Raw genomic sequence first — 19,961 nt, 5'->3', positions numbered from 1 at the left:
AAAGAGCTCACTTCTACACTCTATACTCTTTCCCCCTAACTTCGCTTGACTATTTCTAATTAAAAGTGATTCGTTTTTCGATTTCAGTATTTAAACTCAAGAAAATAGTACAAAAAGTACCGTAATACATTTCCTTAGTGCGCTTCTTTGATAGTCATATCTGTATCGTAATACAAAATAAAAACACCTTTGTTTGTATACCCACCGTCTTCTTTTTTATAGTATTCAAACTTATTCTCTCCTCGTTTTGTCGCTGCTGAATTCACAGTATCTTCAAAGCTTTTATTTTGAACTAATCGAACCATGGTATCAAAAGTCATATCAAAACCACGAGTAGCGTAATCACTTGGATAAATATTATTTGCTTTTCTATATTTTTTTTCGAAAAGTGCCATTTCGGGAGAAATATAATCACTAGTCACCGAAGGATACATTAAGTTCAGTTTCGTAAGATTCTGAAATTTTATTTCATCCGTATCCAATGTTTCATTAGGTTCTAAAATCACTAATTGCACTTGATAAGCTGGCATCGAACTCACCATCGCAGCTACAGTACTCTTAATCATCCAAGTATTCCCTGTCTCCATCACTACATAATTCATTTTGTCTTTTACCAACATTCCTTTTAGACTTTCGGCAGACAAACTTCCATTTTCTTTAAAAGCTACAAAAGGAACCTGTTTATGATATTGTTTTATATATTGAATAATCGATTCTTTTTTCTTGTCTACTACTGCTATAATATTACCATTTTTTAAACGCATGTAATCAAACATTGCTCCTTTAATAGCTTCATTTGTTGGAATCGTTTGATATAAATTTGCATACGGTTTTCCAATATCTTTTGAAAGCGGAGAAATAACAGGTACATTATTCATCCCTACTAATTGCGCCGCTATTTCAGCATTACTTTGGTAAAACGGGCCAATAATTGCATTGGCATTTACTAGGTTTTTATTTCGAATTATTGACGCAACATCCGAATTGTTTTTAGTTTCACGAGAGTCATAAATTTCGACATCGATAGGATAACCTAATACCTTAGCAGAGTCTATAGCGATTAAAGCTCCTGCATAAAAATCTAAGGTCATGTTTAAAAACTTATCTTTTTTCAATCGGTTAGAGGTAGAATTTACAGTATCACTTTCTATGTTAGCAACATTAAAAGGCAATAGCATTACCATTCTTTTACGGTTATCATAAGTGACTTTTTTCGACAAAGCCATATATTCTTTCTTATCATCAGCTGACGCCTGAAGTTTAGAGGGAACCTTCAATAACATCCCGATTTCAACTCCGTTCACAAGCTCAGGGTTAAGTGCAATAAGTTCGTCTTGAGTCATTTCAAACATCTTTGACAAACTGTATAATGTTTCTTTGGGCTGTACCTCATAAGCAACATAGTCAACAACAGTCAAAGCCTTCTTTAGATTTTCAATTTGTCCGTTCACCGCTCCTTTTTCTGTTGTTTTCTCAGCAACTTTTTCTATTTTTGGCGCCGTTCCCTTAATTACCAATCGGTATCCAATAGGTAAACTCGTAACCACCTCAGGATTGCGTTTTTCCAATTCGGCAATAGTAATTCCATATTGTTTAGTGATTGAATACTTCGTTTCTTTGGCAAGCACATCGTGATAAATGTATTTTTCTTGATATGAAACAGGTTTTTTCGGGCTGCTTTTTGAAGGAATAGTAAGGTTTTGTCCTATTTGTAAGCCATCATTCTCAAGAAAAGGATTCGCGCTTTTTAGGTCTTCATCAGAAACCCCATATTTTTTTTGAATACCGTACAAAGTTTCTTTTGCAAGTACTACATGAGTTTGAGTCTGTACATTGATTTTAGTTGGAACAACCGTAATTTTCGCACCCGCTTTACTTGGAATCAGCAAAACACTATCTGGTTTCAAGCCTCTTTGTGCATCTGGATTTAATTGATAGATATCAAATGGAGTAACTCTATATTTTTGAGCTATTTGATTAATTGCCTCTCCTTTTTCTACCTTATGAGTTATGACTTTTTCTTGCGAAAAAACATTTGTAGTAAATAAGAAAACAGCTATGTAGATTGTAAAAAAATACTTCATCATATTATTTATATAAATTATTGGTTCAAAGATAACAAAAACGGTACCAAATTTTAATTAAAAAATTGGTACCGTTTCTATAAAGAATATTAAAAATTTAAAATTTTAATACAGAAAATAATATCTCTTATTCCCATTCAATAGTTGCAGGTGGTTTAGAACTAATGTCATATACCACTCTATTTACTCCTTTTACTTTATTGATAATATCATTAGACACTTTCATTAAGAAATCATATGGTAAATGTACCCAGTCTGCCGTCATACCATCTGTAGATTCCACAGCACGTAGCGCAACTACTTTTTCATAAGTACGTTCATCGCCCATTACTCCTACACTATTTACAGGAAGAAGGATTGCTCCCGCTTGCCATACTTTGTCATACAATCCCCAAGATTTTAATCCGTCAATAAATACTTTATCAACATCTTGTAAAATTTGTACTTTTTCAGGTGTAATATCTCCTAAGATTCTGATTGACAATCCTGGTCCTGGAAAAGGATGTCTTCCTAATAATTCTGGATCAATTCCTAATGACGCTCCCACTCTACGAACTTCGTCTTTAAAAAGCATACGAAGTGGCTCTACAATTTTCAACTTCATGTAATCAGGTAATCCACCTACATTATGATGTGATTTAATTGTAGCTGAAGGTCCTTTTACAGAAACCGACTCAATTACGTCAGGATATATAGTTCCTTGCGCTAGCCATTTTACATCTTCAATTAAATGTGACTCATCATCAAAAACTTCGATAAAAACTCTACCAATAATTTTACGCTTTGTTTCTGGGTCACTTACACCTGCAAGTTCAGATAAAAAACGATCTCCAGAATCAACTCCTTTCACATTCAAGCCCATTCCTTTGTATTGATCTAATACGCTTTGGAATTCGTTTTTTCGAAGTAAACCATTGTTTACAAAAATACAGTACAGATTTTTACCGATAGCTTGGTGCAATAAAACCGCCGCTACAGTAGAATCTACTCCACCAGAAAGTCCTAGAACTACTTTATCATCTTGTAATTTCTCTTTAAGCTCAGCAACCATCTCTTCTACAAAAGCATTTGGCGTGAAATTTTGAGGAACTTCGGCAATTTTCACTAGGAAATTCTCTAGCATTTTTGAACCATCAGTTGAATGAAAAACTTCTGGGTGATATTGAATAGCATAAGTTGTTTCGCCTTCAATTTTATAAGCTGCAAATTCTACATCATGCGTGCTAGCAAGCTTTACACCATTAGTTGGCAAAACTTTTACACTGTCGCTATGACTCATCCACACTTGACTGTTCTCTGAAACTCCTTCAAAGAACACTTCATTTTCTTTAATAAAATTTAAATTAGCTCTACCATATTCTCTCGTATTAGAAGCCGCTACTTCCCCACCACTAAAATGAGCTAAGTATTGTGCTCCGTAACATACGGCAAGCATAGGTAATTTACCTCTAATTTGAGATAAATCTGGATGTGGTGCATCTTCTCCTCTAACAGAAAAGGGGCTACCTCCAAGAATTACGGCTTTATAACTTGATAAATCACTCGGAATGTGATTGTATGGGAAAATTTCGCAGAATATATTTAATTCGCGAACTCTACGCGCAATAAGCTGTGTATATTGCGATCCGAAATCTAAAATAAGTACGTTGTGTTGCATGCGCAAAAATACTTTTTATATTCGGAATTGAAAAATTGAATTTTGAAAAAATGAAAATTATTTTTCCACGATTAGTATAAACGGTATAAAAGCTGAAAAATCATACAAATGAAGATGAAACAAAACTATGAACAGCAGCTTCTATATTTATGTTTATTACAATGTAATGACAGTTGACCAATTCTAATAACAAAAAACTGACATCTATCAATTTACTAATTTTAAAAAAATTAGGCTTCTGTAAAAGGAGATATGAAGTTCAAAGTTACAGCTGATCCTTTCTAGTCCACAAAAAACTATAGTAGTTATTATTCTTTTACAAATGTAAATTTAGATTTTACACCTTTATCAAAATTATTCCACAAGTCAGATAATAACAAATTTCCGTCGGTATCATAAATATAAAAAGCTCCTGTATTTCCACCTAGCGAGCCACGATTCAGCGCTTCCAACTCTAAATAATTAAGCCCCTCTTGAAGATCCATCTTGATGTCTTTGAAATTGGAATCCAAGAATAAATTATTTGCTAAAACAGTACCTTTATAATCATGAATAAGTGTGGCTTTTATCAAATCGCCATCAATTGCACCGTAATCTCTTACTCGAATCACTAAGGATCTTGACTTTGTTCGTATGACCCCAAAATCTAAGTCTTTTAGATTTAAATAAGATGTATCTTCTTTTAATCCGTTATTCACTAATGATTTATCGATTTTCTTATTCATTTTATCCCGCACTTCATCACCTGGGTTAATAAAATCATTTGTTATAGTCATCGAAATAGGATCTGGATCACCTATTTTAAAATTAGTACTTTGGAATTTCGTTTCCGGCTTTTTTAAAATATTAGGAGCTACGATGTCCGGTTGCGCAACAGGCGCAGCAACAGCTTTTTTAGTTTTAATACCTGTATCCAAAGGTGGTATTCCTTTAAACTTAGAACTAAACTCAGTTTGAGAATAGCTGTTTACAGCAAAAAACATCATCATTACCACTAATATTTGTTTCATATTATACCACTTTGTTTTTAAATACTCTAAATATCAAGATGCGACAAATATACCGTGCTTTGTATTTAGAAAACAAAACCGGAGCCGAACATTAAATAAACTTTAACCATAACGGGATTAAAACAATTATTAGAATTAGTTTTAAGCTTAAATCCCGTTCTACGTTAAATCTACTCCTTTTCTACCATTATAGTAGCCTTATATCCTGTCCCTATATTCCATTGACTTGCAGAAATTAATTTTCCCTTGTCATCATAAACTTGAAATTCTGCGGTATTTGGTGCTGCAAAACCTTCATTTAATGCTTCAAAATCAATTCTATTAATCCCTTTTTCAAGTGTTATTTCGAATCCCTTAAAATCTCCTTCTAATAACACTTCATAATCTACAACCTTATAATTTATATAAGTTCTAATTCTATCTCCATCCACATAAGCTGCATCACGATATCTTACTTTTGTAGTTTTAGAAGTCGTTTTAAAAGTCCCTAAATCTTGGTTTCTATGATACACATCTGACGCTACTATAACATCATTTTTAGGTACCACAAAAGTATTTTCTGGTATGACAGCAGCAACATAAGGTATAACTTTTGGAGGGTCTGGAATTTTTGAAACTACCGCTTTACTTTTCAACTCCTTTTGTTTTGGAGGAACCGCTTTAAATTTATCTTTAAATTCTTCCTGTGAATATCCATTGGAAATAATCCCAAATACTAAAAGTGAAAAGAAAATACGATTCCTACTGCTTGTAAATTTATTTGTCATTTGTTCAATTTTTTTAAAAATAAAAAACCAAAATTATAAAAACATAAAAATGGCTAACTTTAACTTGTTTTTATAACTTCGAATTTTCGAAAATAGTGTGTTGAATAGTATAAAAGACAACTAAAACTCATCAATCAAAATCAAACTTTTTTATAAAAAAACAGCGTTTTTTATTTTATTATTTTCTCTAAATTGCAAAAAATATACCAAAATTGGACACAATCTAAAAAAACGAATCAAAATGAAAAGAGAAAACATATTAACAGGTTCTCCATGGGAAGAAAAAATGGGCTACTGTCGTGCTGTTCGCATTGGAAATAGTATCGAAATTTCTGGAACCGTGGCTATTGTAGATGGAGAAAAAGTAAAAGCTGACGATGCTTATTCGCAAACTTTTAACATACTTCAACGAGTAGAAAAAGTACTTGAAGATTTAAATGCGAGTATGAAAGACGTCATTCGCACCCGAATTTTCACCACCGACATCAATTCCTTCGAAGACGTCGCTAAAGCTCATGCTGAATTTTTTAAAGATATTAAACCCGCTACTGGTTTCTATGAAATAAGTAAATTAGTCGCTCCCGAGTATCTTGTAGAAATTGAAATTACAGCTGTACTTCCTGAAAAATAAAAAAGTTAGAAAGGATTGTAATACTTTAGCCAAAAATTGCTTGGACAATTGCACTATTGAAACAAATGACTACCGATAAACTAAAGAAAATTATAGCAGACTCCCTAAAATGGACTTCCATCTGTGTTTTGATAGGTATTTTATCTGGCTCGGCTTCTGCCTTTTTATTAGTAGTATTAGAATGGGCTGCGGCCTACCGCGGCCAGCACAATTGGATTATTTGGCTCTTGCCAATAGGTGGTTTACTTATAGGTTTAGGATATCATTATTATGGACAAGAAGCTGTAAAAGGGAATAATTTATTGCTGGAAGAATATGAAACGCCAAAAAAAACTATTCCTATAATCATGGCTCCTTTAGTACTTATTGGTACTATAATCACCCATTTATTTGGTGGATCAGCAGGACGAGAAGGAACTGCAGTACAGATGGGAGGAGCAATCGCCGATCAGTTTACGGGACTATTCAAACTCGATGATTCCGACAGGAAAACGCTGATCATACTTGGAATTAGCGCTGGATTTGCTTCCGTTTTTGGGACACCCTTAGCCGGCGCTTTGTTTGCTTTGGAGGTATTATATTTTAGTAAAATCAGCTTTAAAAGCATAGTTTTATCTTTTTTTGTAGCATTTATAGCTTACTACACCGTCGAGTTCTGGGAAGTAAAACATACTCATTACTCCATTCCTATCGTCCCTTCCTTTTCTTTAACAATGCTACTTTGGATTATTCCTATTAGTATTTTGTTTGGATTAGCGGCCATGCTTTTTTCTAGAAGCACCCATTTTTGGGGAAATGTATTTTCGAAAGCTATAAAATATCCTCCGCTACGCCCGTTTGTGGGCGGAGTTATATTTGCTATTGCGATGTATTTCATTGGAACCACAAAATACCTTGGGTTAGGAGTTCCTACAATTGTCGATTCCTTCACTAATCCAAGTGAATATTACGACTTTCTTTTAAAAATATTATTTACTGGATTTACCTTAGGCGCCGGATTTAAAGGTGGTGAAGTCACTCCGTTATTTTTCATCGGAGCCACATTAGGAAGTGCTTTGTCGCTTTTTGTTCCATTGCCAATTGCACTTTTAGCAGGAATGGGATTTGTAGCCGTTTTTTCAGGAGCCACACATACTCCATTTGCTTGTACAATTATGGGAATGGAACTCTTTGGAATAGAAAGCGGGATATTTATCGGAATTGCCTGTTTTATAGCTTATTTAGCATCGGGACCAGTGGGTATTTATCACTCTCAAATTGTAAAAGGAGCTAAATATAATTTGTATCAAAAATTTAAAAGAGGAAGATTAGACAATTTTTAACTTGAAAAGCAAGCTTAATTTTTAAATGATTTCAACTTTACAGTAAAAAAATGTAATTTCGCACACTATGAAAATACAAGACATTCAAGCGATACAGCTGTTATTAGCAACACCAAAAAAAATTGCAATCATTCCACATAGAGGCCCAGATGGAGATGCTATGGGTTCTACCTTAGGATTATATCACTTTTTGCTAAAAAACAATCACGAACCAATTGTGATTGCTCCAAATGAATTTCCAGATTTCCTTGCTTGGCTTCCAGGCTCAGAAACCGTTAAAATATTCGAAAAAGACAAAGAAAACTGCACTAAAATACTGGAGGCAGCTGATCTAATTTTTACTTTAGATTTTAATGCGCTACACCGTGTGGGTGGCGACATGGAAAATGTTTTGTCCAAGATGAAAGCGTCATTTATCATGATTGACCATCATCAAAAACCAGATGATTATGCAGCGTACACGTACTCTGACACCTCTTTTGGTTCTACTTGCGAAATGCTGTATAATTTCATTTCCTTTCTTGGTCAAAAAGAAGCTATCGACAAAACCATTGGAACTTGTATTTACACAGGAATCCTCACCGATTCAGGTTCTTTTAGATTCCCAGGAACTACAGGAAACACCCATAGAATTGTAGCTGAATTAATTGATTTAGGCGTCGAGAATACAAACATTCCCACTTTACTTTTCGAAAATAGTTCTTATAGTCGCCTGCAGCTATTAGGTAGAGCACTTCAAAATATGAAAGTAATTTCAGAACATCAAACAAGTTATACTACACTAACTCAAGAGGAATTAAATACCTTTGATTATGTGAAAGGAGATACTGAAGGCATTGTTAACTATGGTTTAAGCATAAAAGGAATTAATTTTACAGCTATTTTTATCGAAAATAAAGACGAAAATATTATTAAAATCTCTTTTAGGTCACAAGGTGATTTTGATGTGAACCAATTTGCGAGAGATCATTTTCATGGTGGCGGACATCGCAATGCGGCTGGTGGAAAATCGGAAATATCGATGGAAGAAACAATAAAAAAGTTTGAAGATTTAGTAACAAAAATAACGATATAACCTATTATGAAAATTAATCCTATTGTTGTATTTATCCTTTTTCTAACACTTATGGTTTCCAGTTGCAAACAGCATCAGGAGGCCCGAAGACCACTTTCTCAAAGTTCAGGCAGCTTCATGAAAAAATCAGTGGAAAGAAATAAAAAATTAGTAGCAGGCGAAGAAGATTTGATCAAAAAACTGATGAAAAGTAATCCCGATGTGGATTATATAGCTTCTTCAAAAGGGTATTGGTATTCCTATGATACTGAAAACGAAGTGGACACCCTTACTCCAAAAAAAGGAGACGTGGTATTCTTTGACTACGAAATCAAAGACCTCGACGGTACCATCATCTACTCACAACTAGAATTAAGACCACAAATCTATTATGTAGATAAGGAAGATATAATGATGGGTTTAAGAGATGGAATCAAACAAATGCATAAGAACGAGAAAGTAACTTTTCTCTTTCCATCACATATGGGTTATGGCTATCATGGAGACAATAAAAGAATTGGAATAAACCAACCTTTAGCTGTTTCGGTTAGCTTACATGATTTTAAATCAGAAGAAGAATACAAAAAACAAACGGAAACTAAATCAATTCCAGCTGTAAAAAAAATAGTGTCAGACACTACACCACAAGTCGCTGCTCCAATAAAAAAAACAATACCAGCACCAATAAAACCAAAAGACACTATAAAATAATAAGTTAACCACTATAGTTATGAAAAAAAGAATCGCATTCGTATTACTTGCAATTGTTACATTGTATTCTTGCAAAGAGGAAAACAGCAATCTCCCAGATGGTTTATATGCACAAATAGAAACTAGCAGAGGAGATATTATTGTGGAGTTAGACTACACAAAAGCACCTATCACAGTAGCTAATTTTGTTACATTAGCCGAAGGAAAAAATGATTTTGTGACTAATAACAACCTGAAGGGAAAACCTTTTTTTGATGGACTGCGTTTCCACAGAGTAATCAAAGAATTCATGATACAAACAGGTGATCCGCTAGGAACTGGTTCAGGAGATGCTGGATATAAATTTAAAGATGAAATTACCGACGCACGATTTGATACAGCTGGAGTGTTAGCAATGGCTAATAATGGACCTGCAACAAATAGCAGTCAGTTTTTCATTACACACGTTGCAACGCCTTGGTTAGATGGCAAACACACTATTTTTGGACATGTTGTCGAAAATGGTATGGATGTTGTAAACCTTATTGAGCAAAATGACTTTATTAAAAAAGTTACTATAATCAGAAAAGGAGAAGCAGCAAAAAAGTTTAATGCCATCAAAACATTCTTCAACTACTTCTCTTTAGAAGCTGAAAATCAAAAGCAAAAACTAGCAATCGAAGCTCAAAGCAAGAAAAAGTACGATGAGAAATATAAAGATGTTCGTGAGGACAAGGTAAAATATTTTAATGCGCTAAAAAGTAAAGCAACAAAAACATCTACAGGACTTAGATACGTTATCACTCATAAAGCAGCTGGTAAGAAACCGGCAAAAGGTTCGCCAATATATATTCACTATGCAGGTTTTCTAGAAGACGGCCATCTTTTTGACACTAGTATCGAAAATGTAGCACAAACTTATGGCAAATTTGATCAAGACAGAGCATCTCAAAATGGATACCAACCGATTCCTTTTCAAGCTGGGAAGAAAGACGGCATGATTCCTGGATTTATTGAAGGATTAGAAAAATTGTCTTTTGGTGACAAAGCAATTTTGTTTATACCTTCTCATTTAGCGTATGGCGCCGGTGGTGCGGGAGACGTGATTCCTCCAAACGCGAATATTATTTTTGAAATAGAATTAATGGAAGTAGTTCCGCAATAATTGTATAGAACTTTTTAAATTAGACCTAAAAAAAATAGAAAATGAAACTCAAACTTTTATTGTTTGCATTCATCGGAATGCTAAATATACAAGCCCAAACGGCAAAAAAACCAGTTGAAGCCACAAAGCTTACTCCTGCTAAAACGACTACGGAAAAAGCTATTTCAAAGGAAGGAATCTTTGCGACTATTTCTACCAACAAAGGCGATATCATCCTTCAATTAGAATATGATAAAGCACCAATTACTGTAGCCAACTTTATTTCACTTGCCGAAGGAAAAAACACTTATATTACTGACAAAAAGTTAAAAGGAAAACCTTTTTTTGATGGTTTAAAATTTCACCGAGTTATCAATGATTTCATGATTCAAGGAGGAGACCCTTCAGGAAGTGGTGCTGGAGGTACTGGCTATTCTTTCAAAGATGAATTTACTGATCTTGTGTTTGACAAAGGTGGAGTTTTGGCTATGGCCAACTCTGGACCAGCAACCAATTCAAGTCAATTTTTCATCACTCATAAAGATACACCGTGGCTAAACGGAAAACACACCATTTTTGGTCGTGTAACTCAGGGCATGGATATCGTGAATACTATTGCTCAAAATGATGTAATCACAAAAGTAACTATTGAACGTAAAGGAAAATTAGCAAAGAAGTTTAACGCTTCAAAAGTATTTGCTAATTATTATGACAATAAAGAGGAAGACGCTAAAAAGCAAGCTCTTATTGAAGCAGAAAAAAAAGAGAAACAAGAAGTAATTGATGCCGAAAATAAAAAAGCTTTAATAGAAAAACTTGCTAAAGTTGTAGCTGACAAAGTAACTTTTTTATCGACTACAAAAGCAACCACAACAACTACTGCTTCAGGATTAGCTTATAAAGTTATCCAAAAAGGAGCGGGAATTAAACCGGTAGCTGGCAGTACTTTCTTTTTTCATTATGCAGGGTATTTTGAAGACGGAACCTTATTTGACAGTAGCTATGAAGACGTCGCTAAAGAATATGGGAAATTTGATGCAAATAGAGCCGCTCAAAACGGCTATAAAGCTTTTCCATTTGAAGCTGGTAAAAAGGATGGTATGATTCCTGGTTTTTTAGAAGCATTAGCCTTAATGTCTTATGGAGACAAAGTTGTGGCTTTTATCCCAGCTAAATTAGCTTATGGCGAAAGAGGTGCTGGCGGTGTCATTCCTCCTAATACCAATCTAGTATTTGAATTAGAGATGTTTGAAAAGCAACCTGCTCCAAAACAATAAAACGATTCTCAGCAATGAGATTTTAAAAATAAACCCAACACATTTTAAAAATGTGTTGGGTTTTCTTTTTTGTAAAAACTACTGATAATTAAGCTTAAATCACTTACTTAATCCAAACAAAAAAAACATTTTATTCTCAAAAGCATTTTATTTTATAAATTAAATCTTATATTTTTACGTTTGGTAAAATTTGAATTGTCCCAATCTTAAAAAATAATATTCGCCTTTTTTACTACTATTATAAACTCTAAAAAATGAACCAAAAGCTTTTCCTCTTTATCGCATTATTTTCAATGATCACAAATACTGCTCTAGCACAAAACACCAACTACACCATCTTCCCAGCGCCACAAAAAATTAATTTTAGCGAAGGTAAATTAAGTACTGATACACCTTATCAATTACAAGGTGATTTTAAATTAAAACCGAATAGTTTGGTTCTATTGAACGAGATGTTTAACACCAAAAGTGCTAACAAAGCTTTACCAATAATCATCACTTCTTTAAAAAGTTCCGATAAAAATCTAAATGTATCTGGAGCCTATACTTTAAAAATCACTCCACAGTCGATAGAAATTTGTGTTTCTGACAATAGAGCTACTTTTTATGCATTACAAACTTTAACGCAACTAAAAAAAGACAAGACTTTACCATTAGTTGACATCACAGACTTTCCAGATGTTTTATCTCGTGGTTCAGTTGAAGGATTTTATGGAACTCCATGGAGTCATGAAGACCGCATTTCGCAATTTAAATTTTATGGAGCGCTAAAATTAAATACTTACATCTACGGACCAAAAGATGATCCGTATCATTCATCGCCGAACTGGAGAAAACCCTATCCAACTGAAAATGCTAAGCAAATTAAAGAACTTGTTCAAGAAGCTAAAAATAATGAAATCGACTTCACATGGGCGATTCATCCCGGTTTAGACATTCAATGGAACAAAACAGATAGTTTAGCGATTTTAAACAAATTCGAAGGAATGTATGATCTGGGCGTGCGTTCTTTTGCCGTATTTTTTGATGATATTTCAGGAGAAGGTACAAAGGCCGAAAAACAAGCACAATTACTGAATTACATCCAAAGTCAATTTATTGAAAAGAAAAAAGATGTTTTGCCTTTGATTATGTGTCCAACGGAATATAATAAATCTTGGTCTAACCCTAAACCAGATACCTATTTAGACATCTTAGGAGACAAACTTCACCCTTCAATTCATGTAATGTGGACAGGAGACCGAGTAATTGATGATGTTAGCAAAGACGACTTAAACTGGATCAACAAAAGAATTAAGCGAAAAGCTTACATCTGGTGGAACTTTCCAGTGAGTGATTATGTTCGCGATCATTTATTGATGGGAGCGGCTTATGGCTTAGACACTACAATTAAAACCGATTTGTCCGGATTTGTTTCGAATCCTATGGAACGCGCCGAAGCTTCTAAGTTGGCCTTATTTAGCGTTGCATTGTATTCTTGGAACCTTAAAAATTACGAACCAATGTCGGCATGGCACGAAGCGGCAAAATATGTAATGCCTGAGGCAGCTGTAGCGTTTCAGCTATTTAATGAGCACAATAGTGACTTAGGACCTAACGGACATGGTTACAGAAGAGTAGAATCAGTTGCAATAAAGCCTACGATAGAATCTTTTTTGGCATCGTACAAAGACGGAAATTATTCAGCGGAGTTAGCTTCGAAAATAAAAACAGAATTTGAAAGTATTGTTCCGGTTTCTGAAGAAATTCGCAGCAAATCCAAAAACAGAAACCTGATTAAGGAAATCGATCCTTGGTTGACCCAATTTAACTTATTAGGAAAAGTGGGAGTAGAAACGATTTTGTTTCTTGGCGCAAAACAAGCAGAAAACAAAGCTTTGGCTTGGAACAGTTATTTAAAAATGGAAGCGCTTTTAGACAGCATTCAAATAATTAATAAAACGTTTAACCAAAACCCATACCAACCCGGAGTAAAAACGGGCTCTTTAGTTTTAATGCCTTTTGTCAAAACTATTTTTGATCAAGCACAGAACTATTTTATTCCTACTAATGGTAATTTCGAAAAAAACAGCACTACAGCTCTAATCAACAATACGGAGAAATTAAAAAACCAACCGCTGCAATTGAATAATAGTAGTGTTGCGATATCCCCTATTTTAGAGGTTATCAATTTAAAACCGCAGGAATTTATAGGGATTCACATTGATAAAAGTCTAAAAGCCAAAGAATTTTACTTTAACTTAGAATCGAATACTTTATTGGAAAACGGAGTTTTTGAAACATCCACAGACGGCCTTACTTGGGAAGCTTTAAAAGTGGAGCAGAAAAAAGGAAAAGGAATCCTAAAAGCAGTAGCTCATGGCATAAAATACATCCGTTTTAAAAATAATGCTACCGATGTAAAGAGTTTCTTCTTAAAAGAATTTAAAATTGGGGTCGAAGCTGAAAACAAAAATACCGATCAAACGGTCTATATTCAAGATTATTCAATTACAACCTATTTAGCGCTTAAGGATAAGGAAAATGCAACTGTCCCTTTATCTATAAACAAGCAAACCAAAACGATTAGCGTACTTGTTCAAAATACGAATAAAGCTTTCGAAATTTACCAAATTAACAAACGGGATAAAAAATCATCAATCTATAAAGGTGCAGAAAACTTTATTGTAATTCCTGCAAAACAATTAAAAAAAGCGACTGCCTTAGAGATTAACTCAAACGGAAACACAGACTTTAAAATCTATGAAATACTAGAAAATTAAGCCGAATTAGTACAGTCTGATTTATATACAAAAAACCCGATAGTTTAAAAGCTATCGGGTTTTGTTCTTTATTTTGGAATAAAAATTATTTTTTGGCAGGGAATTTCCAGTCGAATTCGTCTTTTTGATTGAAAATAGCTCCAATCTCAAATTTCACAACCTCATCAAATTCTGTTTGAAAGATAATCCAATTCTCCTCGTTGAAGTAATTTTCAAAGGTATCAAACTCTTCCTGAGTGAATTTTGTTATCGATTTGCTCGCCAAATCTTTCTTGACATCAGCAATTTTTCTATTGATTACTTTATTCCCGAAAAGCTCTAAATTTGGGTTAGAAGCTACCATATACCCTAGTCTAAAGTCTTCTTCAAGGTAAAATGTCAAACGGATTTTAAGTGTATTGTAGGCAAAAATTACATTATCGTCTTCGTCCTTGTAATTTCTATCCGGCTTACCGTAAATTGCGGTAACATCCTTTTGTTTCATCCCGAAAATGAGTTTATCAATTCCGTTCTTTAAGTTTATTTTCATCTGATTCTATTTTACTGCAAAGTTCGCAAAGTTTTTCGCAATCTAGGCTATCTTTTATCTATTATAATTACTTCCTGACTCCAACTCCTAAGTTTTAGAATCTACCCTATTCAAGAAAATATATATTATATTTGATACAATTTATAAGTAGCAACAGCTATTCAATAAAAAAAGACCTGAATTTTTATTCAATCTTGCTTTAATTAAGTCAGTCCAAAAGAAATTAATCAAAAACACTTAAAATGAAATCATTCCAGTTTCTAGCTCTCTCCATTCTCTTACTTACCGTATCTGTTTCGCACGCACAAAACGACAAAAAAAAGACTGAATCAAAAGAATTCAAAGTAGAATTTGAACAATTTACTTTAGACAATGGCCTGAAAGTCATTTTACACATAGATCAATCTGATCCTGTTGTTGCTGTTGCTTTAACGTCTCATGTGGGATCAGCAAGAGAAAAAACGGGTCGTACTGGATTTGCCCATTTATTCGAACATTTACTTTTCTTAGAGTCAGAAAATTTAGGAAAAGGCGGATTGGATAAGATGAGTGCCCGCATTGGAGGCTCTGGTGCTAATGGTTCCACAAGCCGAGATAGAACTAATTATTATCAAACGGTACCGAAAGATGCCTTAGAAAAAATGATTTGGGCAGAAGCCGATAAATTGGGTTATTTCATTAACACCGTAACTGATCCTGTACTGGCCAAAGAAAAACAAGTCGTTAAAAACGAAAAAAGACAGAGTTACGATAACAAGCCTTATGGAAATAATTTCTCTGTAATCAATTCTAATTTATACCCTGCAAACCATCCTTACCACTGGGAAGTAATTGGATCTCTGGAAGATTTACAAAATGCTTCGCTTCAAGATGTAAAAGAATTCTACAACCGCTGGTATGTCCCTAACAATGTAACATTAACCATTGCCGGTGATATCGATGTAAAACAAACTAAAGCGTGGGTCGAAAAATATTTCGGCGAAATAAAACGTGGTGAAGCCATTCCAAAGATGGAAAAACAGCTGGTAACATTAACCGAAACTAAAAAGTTATACCACGAAGATAATTTTGCGCGTTTGCCGCAACTTACACTAACGTGGCCATCTGTTTACGAATACCATCCTGACAGCTATGCATTAGAAGTTTTGGCAACTTACCTTGCCAAAGGAAAAAAAGCACCTTTATATAAAACACTGGTAGAAGATAAGAAGTTGACTGATGAAGTGGAACTTTCTCAATACAATTCTGAACTGGCGGGACAATACATCCTAAATATTGTAGCTTTTGACAAAACGAACCTAAATTCGGTGATGGACGGCGTAAACGAAGCCTTCAAAAATTTCGAAAAAGAAGGAATTTCTACACAAGATTTGAATCGAATTAAAGCCGGACAAGAAACTGCTTTTTACAGTGGACTTTCGAGTGTTTTAGGAAAAGGGTTTCAATTAGCCCAATACCAAATCTTTGCTGGGTCACCTGATTATATTAACCAAGACGTAAAAAAAATCCTTGCGGTTACTACCGAAGACGTAATGCGCGTTTATAAAAAATATCTAAAAGACCAGCATTTCATTGCCACCAGTTTTGTACCAAAAGGACAAGCTAATTTAGTATTGAAAGGTTCAGTGGTTGCCAAAGTTGTTGAAGAAAAAATAGTGGAAGGCAAAGAAGATACATTTGACGCCAGCATTGCTGCGACATACACAAAAACACCTTCTAGCTTTGACCGCAGCACAGAACCTGCTTACGGAGAAAGCCCAAGTGTGGTATTACCATCCGTTTGGAAAAGCAAGCTATCATCAGGATTAAGTATTTTTGGAATCGAAAATAAAGAAGTGCCCTTGGTGCAATTTCAATTCCAATTAAAAGGTGGAATGTTGTTAGAAAATAGATCTAAAATTGGAGTTTCAAAAATGCTGTCTGAATTGATGACTAAAGGGACAAAAAACAAAACACCAGAGCAATTAGAAAACGCCATTGAAAGCCTAGGTGCTACTATCAAAGCTTCGGCAACTGATGAATCTATTATAATTAAAGGAAATACACTAGCAAAAAACTATGCCGAAACAATCAAATTAGTTCAAGAAATCTTATTACAGCCACGTTGGGATGTCAAAGAATTTGAATTAATCAAGCAAAGTACTTTAAGCCAAATTCAACAACAAAAAGCAGATCCAAACAATATCGCCAGAAATGAATTCCGAAAATTAGTTTATGGAAAAGAATCTATTTTATCGAATAATCGCATCGGAACCGAAAGTTCTGTCAACGACATTACACTAGATGATTTAAAAGCCTATTACAACCTGAATATCTCACCAGCTGTTACTGACTTTCAAATTGTAGGTGCTGTTTCAAAAGCAGAAGTAAACCGTTCATTAGCTGATTTAAATAAAAACTGGAAATCTAAAAAAGTAACATTCCCAACGATGAAAATTGTCGAAGCTCCACAAAGCTCTAAAATCTATTTTTATGATGTTCCTGGCGCAAAGCAATCAGTAATACGTATAGGATATCCAGCGCTCGCCGCTACAGATGCCGATTTTTATCCTGCTAGCATTATGAATTACCGTTTAGGAGGCGGTGGATTTACATCACAGCTTACTCAAGAATTACGTGAAGGAAAAGGATATACCTATGGAATTGCCTCTTCATTTGACGGTTCTACTACTAAAGGTCCATTTTCGATTTCTAGCGGCGTTCGCTCCAATGTAACTTACGAATCAGTAAATTTAATAAAAGATATTGTGGCTCAGTACGGCCCTACTTTTAATGCTAATGATCTTGAAGTAACTAAGAGTTATTTGATTAAAAGCAACGCTAGAGCATTTGAAACAATGGGATCGAAATTGAATATGCTTTATGATATCAGCAACTACAATTTCCCAGATGATTATGCCAAACAAAGAGAAAACATCGTGAAAAATATTTCAATTGATGATATAAAAAAGCTTTCTGAAAAGTATTTAAACGCTAACAAAATGATCTATTTAATTGTTGGTGATGCCGAAACCCAACTTAAAAAACTAGAGCAAATTGGTTTTGGAACTCCGATTCTTTTAAATAAATAGTTTAAAAAATAAAATTATGAAACTACCAATAAACGATAAAAAATTTCTGTTTCTTCTGCTAGCTATTAGCATTGTGATTGTCTTAGAAATTTTATCGCTTATTGGTATTCATATTCCTATGCCTTATGAACCTTTTGTTTTTCTGGCATTTATTATAGGCATCGGACACGGAGTTTTGCTAAATGGACTGAAAGCGATGTGTAAACTGCAATTTAGCAGTATCAATTTGCTGATGACTATTGCAGTTGTTGCCGCCTTCTATCTTGGTGAATATCCCGAAGCCGCAGTCGTAATCGTACTTTACGTTTTAGGCGAGCGACTGGAAGATATAGGCTTAGAAAACTCTAAATCAGCATTAGATGATTTGGTACGCAAAGCGCCGCAGACCGCTTTTGTAAAATCAGAAAACAAGGATGTCGTCCTGAACAAAATAGTTATAGGAACGATTATTCAAGTAAAATCGGGCGATATGATTCCGCTGGACGGAAAAATTATCTCAGGAGAAACTACTGTCGATGAAGCTGCAATTACAGGCGAACCTATCCCAAAAGATAAACATCCCGGCGACCTATTATTTGCGGGAACGCTCAATAAAGATAGTTTTATCGAAATGGAAACTACTAAACTTTCTGTGGACAGCACCTTTTCAAAAATCATCCGACTCACATTTGAAGCTGCAGCTTCCAAAAGTGATACCCAAAAATTCATTCAACGTTTTTCTAAATTATATACGCCAGCAGTTATTGTCATGGCAGTTTTAGTTTTTACCATTCCTGTTTTCATCCTGCATTTAGACTTTGATCTTTGGTTAAAGCAAGCCATAACATTATTAGTAATTGCCTGTCCTTGTGCGCTAGTGATCTCTACTCCCGTTGCTATTTATGCTGCCATTGGCAACGCTTCTGCAAAAGGAGCTCTGGTAAAAGGAGGAAAATATATTGAATCCATGGCAAGTGTTAAAGCTATTGCATTAGACAAAACCAGAACAATAACGTATGGAAAACCTATTGTTTCGGATATTTTTCCCTTAAACGGAACAAGTCGTGAAGAACTACTGGCCTGCACTGCTGGAACCGAAATGTTTTCTGAACATCCTTTGGCGCAAGCCATTGTTAACGCCAGCAAAGCCGAAGGTTTTGAACCTCACAAAGCCGAAGGTTTTAAAAGTATCATGGGAAAAGGTGCTATTGCTCAATGTTTGGTTTGCCAGGATGAAACCGTTTTTGTAGGCAAACTAGAATTCATCAAAGAATATCATACGGTAACTGCGAAAGCCGAAAAAATAGTGGAACAACTAGCATCAGAAGGAAAGACAAGCGTGGTGGTTAGTTTTGGCCAAGGTGTAGCGGGGATTATTGGCTTGACTGACGAAATCAAACCGGATAGTAGTATTGCCATAAAAGAATTACAAGCACAAAAAATCGAACTTGTAATGCTTACTGGCGACAGTGAAAAAGCAGCACATTATGTCGCCAACCAAGTGGGAATTAATAAAGTATTTGGTGGTTTACTCCCTGAAAATAAGTCGGAAAAAATAAAAGAATTGCTACAAGAATATGGAACTGTTGCTATGGTGGGTGACGGTATAAACGATGCTCCAGCCCTGGCACTTAGTACGGTGGGTATTGCAATGGGAGCGGCAGGAAGCGATACCGCCATTGAAACGGCCAATATTGCCTTGATGAACGACAGACTTTCCCTCATTCCTTTTTTAATCCGTCTTAGTAAAAAAACATTGTCCCAAATAAAAATAAATACCATAGGAGCTATTGCCGTTAAAGTCGTATTTATCGCATTAGCTGTTATGGGTTATAGCAATCTAGTTTTAGCTATTGCCGCAGATGTTGGTGTGACTTTGGTAGTCATCTTACTAAGTTTAAACTTGATGAAATTTGACAATAAATAAAGCTGGATCATTATTTTAAAGGCATTCTATTTTAGGATTTAAAGCCGACAAATTTTA

Annotated in this window: 14 protein-coding genes; 9 read left to right on the top strand and 5 right to left on the bottom strand. The window is 34.7% G+C overall.

Annotation, left to right across the window (positions count from 1 at the left end; all coding sequences use genetic code 11):
* Positions 1 to 134: 134 nt before the first annotated feature.
* The 4 genes from E0F98_RS13040 to E0F98_RS13025 form a co-directional block, all read right to left on the bottom strand.
* Positions 135 to 2,084 (bottom strand): PBP1 and LysM peptidoglycan-binding domain-containing protein, encoded by a 1,950-nt coding sequence (locus tag E0F98_RS13040; protein ID WP_132112302.1) that lies wholly within the window; start codon positions 2,082 to 2,084, stop codon positions 135 to 137.
* Between the two features lie 127 nt (positions 2,085 to 2,211).
* On the bottom strand, positions 2,212 to 3,741 hold the full coding sequence (guaA, locus tag E0F98_RS13035; RefSeq protein ID WP_132112185.1) for a glutamine-hydrolyzing GMP synthase: 1,530 nt from the start codon (positions 3,739 to 3,741) through the stop codon (positions 2,212 to 2,214).
* A gap of 308 nt (positions 3,742 to 4,049) precedes the next feature.
* Positions 4,050 to 4,751, bottom strand: coding sequence for a hypothetical protein (locus E0F98_RS13030; RefSeq protein ID WP_132112183.1), 702 nt, complete (start codon positions 4,749 to 4,751; stop codon positions 4,050 to 4,052).
* Between the two features lie 170 nt (positions 4,752 to 4,921).
* Complete coding sequence (locus tag E0F98_RS13025) at positions 4,922 to 5,518, bottom strand: hypothetical protein (RefSeq protein WP_132112181.1); 597 nt, start codon at positions 5,516 to 5,518, stop codon at positions 4,922 to 4,924.
* Between the two features lie 241 nt (positions 5,519 to 5,759).
* Here E0F98_RS13025 and E0F98_RS13020 point away from each other — a divergent pair, with 241 nt between their 5' ends.
* From E0F98_RS13020 to E0F98_RS12990, 7 genes are all read left to right on the top strand, one after another.
* Positions 5,760 to 6,149 (top strand): RidA family protein, encoded by a 390-nt coding sequence (locus E0F98_RS13020; protein WP_132112179.1) that lies wholly within the window; start codon positions 5,760 to 5,762, stop codon positions 6,147 to 6,149.
* 65 nt (positions 6,150 to 6,214) lie between these two features.
* Entirely contained in the window at positions 6,215 to 7,471 is a 1,257-nt protein-coding gene (locus E0F98_RS13015; RefSeq protein WP_132112177.1) for a voltage-gated chloride channel family protein, read from the top strand.
* Between the two features lie 67 nt (positions 7,472 to 7,538).
* On the top strand, positions 7,539 to 8,546 hold the full coding sequence (locus E0F98_RS13010) for a DHH family phosphoesterase (RefSeq protein ID WP_132112175.1): 1,008 nt from the start codon (positions 7,539 to 7,541) through the stop codon (positions 8,544 to 8,546).
* A gap of 6 nt (positions 8,547 to 8,552) precedes the next feature.
* On the top strand, positions 8,553 to 9,236 hold the full coding sequence (gldI, locus tag E0F98_RS13005) for a gliding motility-associated peptidyl-prolyl isomerase GldI (RefSeq protein WP_132112173.1): 684 nt from the start codon (positions 8,553 to 8,555) through the stop codon (positions 9,234 to 9,236).
* A gap of 19 nt (positions 9,237 to 9,255) precedes the next feature.
* Complete coding sequence (locus E0F98_RS13000) at positions 9,256 to 10,380, top strand: peptidylprolyl isomerase (protein WP_132112171.1); 1,125 nt, start codon at positions 9,256 to 9,258, stop codon at positions 10,378 to 10,380.
* A 41-nt stretch (positions 10,381 to 10,421) separates the two neighbouring features.
* Entirely contained in the window at positions 10,422 to 11,636 is a 1,215-nt protein-coding gene (locus tag E0F98_RS12995; RefSeq protein WP_132112169.1) for a peptidylprolyl isomerase, read from the top strand.
* Between the two features lie 254 nt (positions 11,637 to 11,890).
* A complete protein-coding gene (locus tag E0F98_RS12990) occupies positions 11,891 to 14,398 on the top strand; it encodes a beta-N-acetylglucosaminidase domain-containing protein (RefSeq protein ID WP_132112167.1) in 2,508 nt (835 codons plus the stop codon).
* 85 nt (positions 14,399 to 14,483) lie between these two features.
* On the opposite strand, the gene E0F98_RS12985 is transcribed toward E0F98_RS12990, so the two are convergent.
* Entirely contained in the window at positions 14,484 to 14,927 is a 444-nt protein-coding gene (locus E0F98_RS12985) for a hypothetical protein (RefSeq protein ID WP_132112165.1), read from the bottom strand.
* 242 nt (positions 14,928 to 15,169) lie between these two features.
* On the opposite strand from E0F98_RS12985, the gene E0F98_RS12980 reads away from it, so the two are divergent.
* On the top strand, positions 15,170 to 17,998 hold the full coding sequence (locus E0F98_RS12980; protein WP_132112163.1) for a M16 family metallopeptidase: 2,829 nt from the start codon (positions 15,170 to 15,172) through the stop codon (positions 17,996 to 17,998).
* Between the two features lie 16 nt (positions 17,999 to 18,014).
* A complete protein-coding gene (locus E0F98_RS12975; RefSeq protein WP_132112161.1) occupies positions 18,015 to 19,904 on the top strand; it encodes a heavy metal translocating P-type ATPase in 1,890 nt (629 codons plus the stop codon).
* Positions 19,905 to 19,961 lie beyond the last annotated feature (57 nt).

The organism is Flavobacterium hiemivividum, from assembly GCF_004349145.1.
Classification (GTDB): domain Bacteria; phylum Bacteroidota; class Bacteroidia; order Flavobacteriales; family Flavobacteriaceae; genus Flavobacterium; species Flavobacterium hiemivividum.
This window is presented reverse-complemented; position numbering and strand designations above follow the sequence as displayed.

What these genes read in the sequence shown, in the direction of transcription:
- E0F98_RS13040 (WP_132112302.1), bottom strand. Translation starts at nt 2,084, where the DNA reads ATGAAGTATTTTTTTACAATCTACATAGCTGTTTTCTTATTTACTACA.
- E0F98_RS13015 (WP_132112177.1), top strand. Translation starts at nt 6,215, where the DNA reads ATGACTACCGATAAACTAAAGAAAATTATAGCAGACTCCCTAAAATGG.
- E0F98_RS13025 (WP_132112181.1), bottom strand. Translation starts at nt 5,518, where the DNA reads ATGACAAATAAATTTACAAGCAGTAGGAATCGTATTTTCTTTTCACTT.
- E0F98_RS12975 (WP_132112161.1), top strand. Translation starts at nt 18,015, where the DNA reads ATGAAACTACCAATAAACGATAAAAAATTTCTGTTTCTTCTGCTAGCT.
- E0F98_RS12985 (WP_132112165.1), bottom strand. Translation starts at nt 14,927, where the DNA reads ATGAAAATAAACTTAAAGAACGGAATTGATAAACTCATTTTCGGGATG.
- E0F98_RS13020 (WP_132112179.1), top strand. Translation starts at nt 5,760, where the DNA reads ATGAAAAGAGAAAACATATTAACAGGTTCTCCATGGGAAGAAAAAATG.
- guaA (WP_132112185.1), bottom strand. Translation starts at nt 3,741, where the DNA reads ATGCAACACAACGTACTTATTTTAGATTTCGGATCGCAATATACACAG.
- E0F98_RS13000 (WP_132112171.1), top strand. Translation starts at nt 9,256, where the DNA reads ATGAAAAAAAGAATCGCATTCGTATTACTTGCAATTGTTACATTGTAT.
- gldI (WP_132112173.1), top strand. Translation starts at nt 8,553, where the DNA reads ATGAAAATTAATCCTATTGTTGTATTTATCCTTTTTCTAACACTTATG.
- E0F98_RS12980 (WP_132112163.1), top strand. Translation starts at nt 15,170, where the DNA reads ATGAAATCATTCCAGTTTCTAGCTCTCTCCATTCTCTTACTTACCGTA.
- E0F98_RS13010 (WP_132112175.1), top strand. Translation starts at nt 7,539, where the DNA reads ATGAAAATACAAGACATTCAAGCGATACAGCTGTTATTAGCAACACCA.
- E0F98_RS12995 (WP_132112169.1), top strand. Translation starts at nt 10,422, where the DNA reads ATGAAACTCAAACTTTTATTGTTTGCATTCATCGGAATGCTAAATATA.
- E0F98_RS12990 (WP_132112167.1), top strand. Translation starts at nt 11,891, where the DNA reads ATGAACCAAAAGCTTTTCCTCTTTATCGCATTATTTTCAATGATCACA.
- E0F98_RS13030 (WP_132112183.1), bottom strand. Translation starts at nt 4,751, where the DNA reads ATGAAACAAATATTAGTGGTAATGATGATGTTTTTTGCTGTAAACAGC.